This is a genomic window from Sphingomonas sp. LH128 (assembly GCF_000293195.2).
In the GTDB taxonomy this organism is placed as follows: Bacteria; Pseudomonadota; Alphaproteobacteria; order Sphingomonadales; family Sphingomonadaceae; genus Novosphingobium; species Novosphingobium resinovorum_A.
The window spans coordinates 1-8,335 of sequence record NZ_ALVC01000467.1; the positions used below are offsets into that span (position 1 = coordinate 1).

Consider the following 8,335-nt stretch of genomic DNA (forward strand, 5'->3'; position numbering starts at 1 on the left):
CGGTGCTGGCGGGCGGGGGCTCGTTCCACTGTTCAAGCCAGCAGATGCCGTCGGTTTAAGAGGACTTCGTCATTGCGAGCGTAGCGAAGCAATCCAGGGCGGTTTGCGCGGCCCTGGATTGCTTCGCTACGCTCGCAATGACGAGGGTGGGGCGATGCTCACCGCATCACCCTCGCGGCGCGAGGCCCCGCACAAGCACATCGACCATCGTGGCGACCAACGCCTCGGCGCTCTGTTCGCCTTGCGCCGCGTACCATTGCCCTGGCCAGTTGAGTGCGCCCGCCAGCGTGAAGGCGGTCATCCGCACGTCGAGCGGCGCGATCGAGGCGTCTTCAACACCCGCCGCCACCAGATCGCGCATGGCCTGGTCGATCCGCCGCTTGAGCGCCCGGAAATGCGCGCGGCCTTCCTCGGACAGCACGTTGTCGTCGGTGCGCACTACGCAGCGGCCGAAATCGTCCATGTTGATCTCGGCATAGCGGCGCAGGAAATGCGTGAGGCGCGTCAGGCCGCTGCCCGGCTCGCGCTCCGCTTCCGCCGCCGCCTCCTGCAGCAGTTCGAGGCCGCGCGTGATGCATTCCAGCAGCACCTGCTCCTTGTTGCCGAGGTAGCGGTAGATCGTCGGCTTGCTGATGCGCAGGCTGGCCGCGACCTCGTCCAGCGAGGCGGCCTGGAAGCCGCGCGCGTTGAAGGCGCGCACGGCCGCAAGCAGCACGGCCTCGCGCTTCTGGTCCTTCTCGCGAAGGCGGTCCTCGGGCGAACGGAACGGGGAATCGATGAAGTCTTGTTCGGGTATCGTCACGGCTTTTCCTTGTCTGGCGACATTGACAAGAAACGCATCGTTATGCAACGTACTCATGAGTACATAAGAAACCAGTGAGTTTCATGAGCCTCCCGGAGACGCGATTCGTGCTGGTCCGGCAGGCAGTCTGGAAAGGGATTCCTGATGAAGATCGAAGGCGTGGCGGCAATCGTGACCGGTGGCGCATCCGGCCTTGGCGCGGGCACCGCGCGGCGGCTGGCGGCGGCGGGAGCCAAGGTGACCCTGTTCGACCTCAACGCCGAACTCGGCGCTGCCACCGCGCGCGAGATCGGCGGGCACTTCGTATCGGTCAACGTGACCGACGAGGGCGCCGTCGAGGCCGCGCTGGAAGAGGCCGAAGGGCTGAACGGCAAGGCGCGCATCCTCGTCAACTGCGCCGGGATTGGGCCGCCCGCCAAGGTGATCGGGCGCGACGGCAAGGCGATCCCGCTGGCGGATTTCTCCAAGATCGTGACGATCAACCTGATCGGCAGTTTCAACGTCCTGTCGAAGTTCGCCGCCCGCCTGCACGATGCCGATCCCATCGGCGAGGAGCGCGGGGTGATCGTCAACACCGCCTCGGTCGCGGCCTATGACGGTCAGATCGGGCAGGCGGCCTATGCGGCGTCGAAGGGCGGCATCGTCGGCCTGACGCTGCCGGTGGCGCGCGAATTCGCCCGCTACGGTATCCGCGTGATGACGATCGCGCCGGGCATCTTCTGGACTCCGCTGCTCGCCACGCTGCCGCAGGAAGCGCAGGATTCGCTGGGCAAGCAGGTGCCGTTCCCCAGCCGTCTGGGCCAGCCCGACGAATACGCGCAGCTGGTCGAGAGCATCGTCACCAACCCGATGCTCAACGGCGAGACGATCCGCCTCGACGGCGCGATCCGGATGGCGCCGAAGTGAGCGGCATACCCGGTGCCGGTCCCGAATTGACCGCGCAGATCGCCGCAAAAGTCGAAGCCTTCGTGCGCGAAGTCGTCGCGCCTTACGAGAAGGACCCGCGCCGCGATCACCACGATTGCCCGAGCGAGGAACTGGTCGCCGAACTGAAGGCCAAGGCGCGCGCCGCCGGGGTGCTGACGCCGCATATCCTGCCGGACGGCCGCCACCTGACCCAGCGTGAGACGGCGGTGGTGCTGCGTGCCTCGGGCCTCTCGCCGCTCGGCCCGCTGGCGCTCAACACCGCTGCGCCGGACGAGGGCAACATGTACCTGCTCGGCAAGGTGGGCAGCGCGGCGATCAAGGAACGGTTCCTGAAGCCGCTGGTGGAAGGGCGCGCGCGCTCGGCCTTCTTCATGACCGAACCGGCGGACGAGAACGGCGCCGGGTCCGACCCTTCGATGATGCTGACGACCTGCCACCTCGACGGCAATCACTGGGTCATCAACGGGCGCAAGGCGTTCATCACCGGCGCGGAAGGCGCGCAGGTTGGCATCGTCATGGCGAAGTCCACGGACGGCGCCTGCATGTTCCTGGTCGACCTGCCCGACCCGGCGATCCGCATCGAGCATGTGCCCAACACCATCGATTCCTCGATGCCCGGCGGCCATGCCGTGGTCGCCATCGAGAACCTGCGCGTGCCTGCCGACCAGATGCTTGGGCAATCGGGCGAGGGGTTCCGCTATGCGCAAGTGCGCCTCGCGCCCGCGCGGCTGTCGCACTGCATGCGCTGGCTGGGCGCCTGCATCCGCGCCAACGAGATCGCTACCGACTATGCCAATCGCCGCATGGCCTTCGGCAAGACGCTGATCGACCACGAGGGCGTCGGCTTCATGCTGGCCGACAACCTCATCGACCTGAAGCAGAGCGAACTCATCATCGACTGGTGCGCGGACGTTCTCGACGCGGGCGAAGCGGGCGGCACCGAAAGCTCGATGGCCAAAGTCGCGGTGTCCGAGGCGCTGATGCGGGTGGCGGATCGCTGCGTGCAGGTGATGGGCGGGCAGGGCGTGACGGCCAACACCATCGTCGAGCAGGTGTTCCGTGAAATCCGCGCCTTCCGCATCTACGACGGTCCCACCGAAGTCCACAAGTGGAGCCTCGCCAAGAAGATCAAGCGGGACTGGAAGACGTCACATGAGCAGCACTGACGCCGCCGCCAATGCCGGCACCGGCGCCGTGCGCGAGGGCTATCGCTTCGACGACGCGCGGCTGGCGGCGTGGATGGACACGCATGTCGAAGGCTTCGCCGGGCCGCTCACGGTCGAGCAGTTCAAGGGCGGGCAATCCAACCCGACCTACAAGCTGGTCACGCCTGGCCGCGCTTACGTCCTGCGCCGTAAGCCGCCGGGGCAGGTTCTGAAGGGCGCCCACGCGGTGGAGCGCGAGGCGCGGGTGCTGTCGGCATTGGGCAGGACGGGCTTCCCGGTGGCGCACGTCCATGGCCTGTGTCTGGACGAAAGCGTCATCGGCAGTTGGTTCTACGTGATGGAGATGGTCGAGGGCCGCATCTTCTGGGACGCGACGTTCCCCGACGTTCCGCACGGGGAGCGCGCCGCCTACTTCGCCGCGATGAACGAGACGATCGCCGCGCTGCACCGGATCGAGCCGGACGCGGTGGGGCTGGGCGACTACGGCAAGCCGGGCAATTACTTCGAACGCCAGATCGCCCGCTGGTCGCGCCAGTATCTGGAGGACACCGAGGCGGGCCGCGATCCGGGCATGGACCGGCTGATCGAATGGCTCCCCACCGCGATTCCCTCGGGCGACGAGACGCGCATCGTCCATGGCGACTTCCGCTGCGACAACATGATCTTCCACCCCACCGAGCCGCGCGTGCTGGCAGTGCTGGACTGGGAACTCTCGACGCTGGGGCACCCGCTGGCGGACTTCGCCTATCACGCGATGATGTTCCGCATGCCGCCCGATATCGTGGCGGGGCTGGGCGGCGCGGACATCGCGGCGCTCGGCATCCCGTCGGAGGCCGAATACCTTGCCGCCTATTGCCGCAATGTCGGCCGCCCGCCGATCTCGGAGCAGGACTATGCGTTCTGCATCGCGTTCAACTACTTCCGGCTGGCGGCGATCTTCCACGGCATCAAGGGCCGCGTGATCCGGGGCACGGCGGCTTCCGAACACGCCCGCGAGCGTGCCGCCAGCCTGCCGCGCATCGTCGCGCTGGCAGTGGAAAGCATGGAGGCCTGCCTGTGAGCGACACACCTGTACTGTTCGACCTTGCGGACGGCATCGCCCGCGTCACCCTCAACCGCCCGGAGGCGGGCAATGCCATCGACCTCGCCATGGCGCGCGCGCTGACCGAGATCGCCATCCGCTGCGAGACCGACATTGCGATCCGCTGCGTCGTCCTCACCGGTGCGGGGCGGCTGTTCTGCGCGGGCGGCGACGTGGGGCTGTTCAAGTCCTCGGGCGATCATGTCGATGCGCTGCTGAGCGAACTGGCGGGCACGCTGCACATGGCGCTCACCCGCTTCGCGCGCATGGCCAAGCCGCTCTTGGTGCTGGTCAACGGACCGGCTGCGGGTGCGGGCCTCAGCCTCGCAATCGGCGGCGACGTGGTGCTCTGCGCACGGTCGGCGCATTTCACCGCCGCTTACGGCACGCTCGGCCTGACGCCCGACGGCGGCATGAGCTGGTGGCTGCCGCGCCTCGTGGGCCTCCGCAAGGCGCAGGAGATCATCCTCACCAACCGCCGCATCCAGGCTGACGAGGCCGAGGTGATCGGCATGGTCACCCGCACCGTCGATGACGAGGCGCTGGCCACCGAGGGCGACGCGCTCGCCGCCCGGCTCGCCGATGCCGCCGTGGGTGCGCTCGGCGCGGCGCGGGGACTGTTGCGCCAGAGCCTGGAAACCAGCCTCGACGCGCAGCTGGAACGCGAAGTCGCGGCGATTACCCGGGCGGGCGCCACACCCGAATGCCGCGAGGGCCTTGCCGCCTACTTCGAAAAGCGCTCTCCCAACTTCAAGGATCTGTGACCATGGCCGAAGCCTATATCGTCGAAGCCGTCCGCACCGCAGGCGGGCGCCGTAACGGCAAGCTCGCGGGATGGCACCCTGCCGACATGGCGGGCGAAGTGCTGAATGCACTGGTGGATCGCGCCGGGCTGGACCCGGCGGTGGTCGAGGACGTCATCCTCGGCTGCGTGACGCAGGCGGGTGAACAGGCCTTCGCCTTCGCGCGCAATGCGGTGCTGGCCTCGAAGCTGCCGGTCAGCGTGCCCGCCGTCACCATCGACCGGCAGTGCGGCTCCTCGCAGCAGTCGGTGCAGTTCGCCGCGCAGGCGGTCATGTCCGGCATGCAGGACGTGGTGATCGCAGCGGGCGCGGAGAGCATGACGCGCGTGCCGATGTTCTCCAACACCGCCTACCACGCGAAGGAAGGCGTCGGCGTCGGCCCGTTCAGCCCGCGCATCCAGCAGCGTTTTGGAGTGGAGAGCTTCAGCCAGTTCGGCGGAGCGGAGATGATCGCCGCCAAGTATGGCTTCGACCGCGAGACGCTCGACCGCTTCGCGCTGGAAAGCCACCGCCGCGCCGCCGCCGCTGCGCAGGCAGGCGCGTTCGAGCGGGAGATCGTGCCGCTCGACGTCGACGGCGTGCCCCATGTCACGGACGAGGGGATCCGCTACGACGCGACGCTGGAGAGCATCGGATCGGTCAGGCTGTTGCAGGAGGGCGGCGTGATTTCCGCCGCCAACGCCAGCCAGATCTGCGACGGCGCCTCGGGCGCGCTGGTGGTGTCGGAGCGGGCGCTCAAGGACTACGGCCTTACCCCGATCGCGCGGATCGTGGACATGGTGGTGACGGCGGGCGATCCGGTCATCATGCTGGAGGAACCGATCCCGGCGACGCAAAAGGCGCTCAAGCGCGCCGGACTGCGGATCGAGGATATCGACCTCTACGAAGTGAACGAGGCCTTCGCACCGGTGCCGCTGGCCTGGCTGCAGGCGCTGGGCGGCGATCCTGACAAGCTCAACGTCAACGGCGGCGCGATCGCGCTCGGCCATCCGCTGGGCGCGAGCGGCACCAAGCTGATGGCGACGCTGATCCATGCTCTGAAGGCACGCGGCAAGCGCTATGGCCTGCAGACCATGTGCGAAGGCGGCGGCATCGCCAACGTCACCATCCTGGAGGCGCTGTAATGGGTTTGCGCACACGCTTCACCGACCTTGTCGGGATCGAGCATCCCGTCGTCCAGGGCGGCATGATGTGGGTGGGCCGCGCCGAACTGGCGGCGGCGGTCTCCAACGCGGGCGGCCTCGGCATTCTGACCGCGCTGACCCAGCCCACGCCGGACGACTTGCGCCGCGAGATCGACCGCTGCCGGGCCCTGACCGACGAGCCCTTCGGCGTGAACCTGACGATCCTGCCCTCGGTTTCGCCGCCGCCTTATGCCGAATACCGTAAGGCCATCATCGACAGCGGCGTTACCATCGTCGAAACCGCAGGCCACCGCCCGCAGGAGCATGTCGAGGACTTCAAGGCCCACGGGGTTACCGTGATCCACAAGTGCACGGCCGTCCGCCACGCCCTGTCGGCCGAGCGGATGGGCGTGGACGCGATCTCGATCGACGGCTTCGAGTGCGCGGGCCATCCGGGCGAGGACGATATCCCAGGCCTCATCCTGATCCCGGCGGCGGCGGACACGCTGACGATCCCGATGATCGCGAGCGGAGGCTTCGGTGACGGGCGCGGCCTCGCCGCCGCGCTGGCGCTGGGTGCGGACGGTATCAACATGGGCACCCGCTTCTGCGCCACGGTGGAAGCGCCGATCCACGAGCGGGTGAAGCGGTTCATCGTCGACAACGACGAGCGCGGCACCAACCTGATCTTCCGCAAGTTCCACAATACAGGCCGCGTCGCGAAGAACAGCGTGTCCGATCAGGTGGTGGAGATTTCCGCCCGCGATGGCGCCGTGTTCGAGGATATCCGTCCGCTGGTCTCGGGCGCGAAGGGGCGCACGGCGCTGGAGACGGGTGATCTCGATGCCGGGCTCGTCTGGGCTGGGCAAGTGCAGGGGCTGATCCACGACATTCCGACATGCGCCGAACTGGTCGGCCGGATCGTTCGGGATGCGGAAGGGATCATCGTCTCGCGGCTGGCGGGCATGGTCGCGGAAAAGGTGACGGCATGAGCGAACTCGTCACCTTCACGCGCGAAGGGCCGCTGACGATCATCACCATCAACCGGCCCGAGGCGAGCAACGCGCTGAACGCCGACGCGCAAGTGGCGATGGACGCGGCCTTCGGTGCCTTCGCGGCGGACGAAGAGCAGTGGGTCGCCATCGTCACCGGGGTGGGGCGGAAGGCGTTCTGCGCCGGGCACGATCTCAAGCAGCAGGTGGCGGACGGGGAATTGGTGTCGCCGCCCAACGGCTTCGGTGGGCTGACCGGGCGCAAGGGGCTGAACAAGCCGGTGATCGCCGCCGTCAACGGCGTGGCGATGGGCGGTGGCTTCGAACTGGCGCTGGCGTGCGACATCGTGGTGGCGGCGGCGCATGCGGCTTTCGCGCTGCCCGAGGTCCGCGTCGGGCTGGCGGCGCTGGGCGGCGGAATCCAGATCCTGCCGCAAGTGGTCGGTGCCAAGCACGCGATGGGCATGCTGCTGACGGGGCGGCGGGTCTCGGCGCAGGAGGGGCATGCGCTCGGCTTCGTCAACGAAGTGACCGAAGGCGACGTGCTTGAGGCTGCGCGGCGCTGGGCGGAGCTGATCCTTGGCGGCAGTCCGATGGCGGTGCGCGCCACCAAGGAAGCGGTCGGGCTCGGCCTGTCCACGCCTTACGACCAGGCTTTCGCCGAGCAGTGGAGCTACCCTGCGATGCAGGCGATGCTGGCCTCCGAGGACTACGTCGAAGGCCCGCGCGCCTTCGCCGAGAAGCGCAGGCCGGAGTGGAAGGGACGCTGATCCCCTTTAACGGTGGTGTGGAACCGCCGCGGTGTAAGGCCCACCCCGTTCGGCTAGTTCGCCGCGCTCCCAAGCCTTCCGGCCCTCCCGCGAGCGGGAGGGCTGATGCGGCGTCCCCCTCCCGCGAGCGGGTGGGGGAGCGATACTTGGGCCGCAGGCCTTAGTCGCAGCGGGGTGGGCCTTGCGCTACGCCAGAAGCGCAGGCGGGCCTACTCCGCAGCTTGCAGCTTCGCGCAGCCCTTGGGCATGCGCTGGGCTTCAACTTGCGCGGGCGTCAGTTCGATGGCCATCGGCTTGAGGCCGAGCCGGGCGAACATCGCGAGGTCGTTGTCGTCACCCGCGTTGGGCGCGGTCAGCAGCTTGTCTCCGGTGAAGATCGAGTTCGCCCCGGCTAGGAAGCACATCGCCTGCGTCATCTCCGACATCGATTCGCGCCCCGCCGAGAGGCGCACCATCGAGCCCGGCATGGTGATGCGCGCCACCGCCACGGTGCGCACGAACTCCACGTCGTCGATCTTCGCAAGCGGCGTGTCGGCCAGCATGTCACCCAGCACGGTGCCCTTCACCGGCACCAGCGCGTTCACCGGCACCGACTGCGGGTGGTCCGGCAAGGTGGCGAGCGTGTGGACGAAGCCCACGCGATCGGCGCGCGTCTCGCCCATGCCGACGA

General features: G+C 68.2%; 8 protein-coding genes and 1 pseudogene. 7 read left to right on the plus strand and 2 right to left on the minus strand.

Annotation, left to right across the window (positions count from 1 at the left end; all coding sequences use genetic code 11):
- Window positions 1-166 precede the first annotated feature (166 nt).
- A complete protein-coding gene (locus LH128_RS28560) occupies window positions 167-802 on the minus strand; it encodes a TetR/AcrR family transcriptional regulator (RefSeq protein WP_008833184.1) in 636 nt (211 codons plus the stop codon).
- A gap of 144 nt (window positions 803-946) precedes the next feature.
- On the opposite strand from LH128_RS28560, the gene LH128_RS28565 reads away from it, so the two are divergent.
- From LH128_RS28565 to LH128_RS28595, 7 genes are read left to right on the plus strand one after another with little or no spacing between them, the layout of a single operon-like run.
- The gene (locus LH128_RS28565; protein ID WP_008833185.1) at window positions 947-1,708 is read left to right on the plus strand and encodes an SDR family NAD(P)-dependent oxidoreductase; all 762 of its coding nucleotides are present in this window, start codon (window positions 947-949) and stop codon (window positions 1,706-1,708) included.
- On the plus strand, window positions 1,705-2,895 hold the full coding sequence (locus LH128_RS28570) for an acyl-CoA dehydrogenase family protein (protein ID WP_008833186.1): 1,191 nt from the start codon (window positions 1,705-1,707) through the stop codon (window positions 2,893-2,895). Before LH128_RS28565 ends, LH128_RS28570 begins: the two co-directional genes overlap by 4 nt.
- Window positions 2,882-3,955, plus strand: coding sequence for a phosphotransferase (locus LH128_RS34195; RefSeq protein WP_008833187.1), 1,074 nt, complete (start codon window positions 2,882-2,884; stop codon window positions 3,953-3,955). Before LH128_RS28570 ends, LH128_RS34195 begins: the two co-directional genes overlap by 14 nt.
- Window positions 3,952-4,740 (plus strand): enoyl-CoA hydratase/isomerase family protein, encoded by a 789-nt coding sequence (locus LH128_RS34200; RefSeq protein WP_008833188.1) that lies wholly within the window; start codon window positions 3,952-3,954, stop codon window positions 4,738-4,740. The genes LH128_RS34195 and LH128_RS34200 overlap by 4 nt, the downstream gene beginning before the upstream one ends.
- A gap of 2 nt (window positions 4,741-4,742) precedes the next feature.
- Entirely contained in the window at window positions 4,743-5,903 is a 1,161-nt protein-coding gene (locus LH128_RS28585; RefSeq protein ID WP_008833189.1) for an acetyl-CoA C-acetyltransferase, read from the plus strand.
- On the plus strand, window positions 5,903-6,895 hold the full coding sequence (locus tag LH128_RS28590; RefSeq protein ID WP_008833190.1) for an NAD(P)H-dependent flavin oxidoreductase: 993 nt from the start codon (window positions 5,903-5,905) through the stop codon (window positions 6,893-6,895). Before LH128_RS28585 ends, LH128_RS28590 begins: the two co-directional genes overlap by 1 nt.
- Window positions 6,892-7,665 (plus strand): enoyl-CoA hydratase-related protein, encoded by a 774-nt coding sequence (locus LH128_RS28595; protein WP_008833191.1) that lies wholly within the window; start codon window positions 6,892-6,894, stop codon window positions 7,663-7,665. Before LH128_RS28590 ends, LH128_RS28595 begins: the two co-directional genes overlap by 4 nt.
- Before the next feature lie 209 nt (window positions 7,666-7,874).
- Here the strand turns inward: LH128_RS28595 and LH128_RS28600 are convergent.
- A pseudogene (locus tag LH128_RS28600) lies at window positions 7,875-8,335 on the minus strand (biotin synthase BioB); the annotation flags it as partial.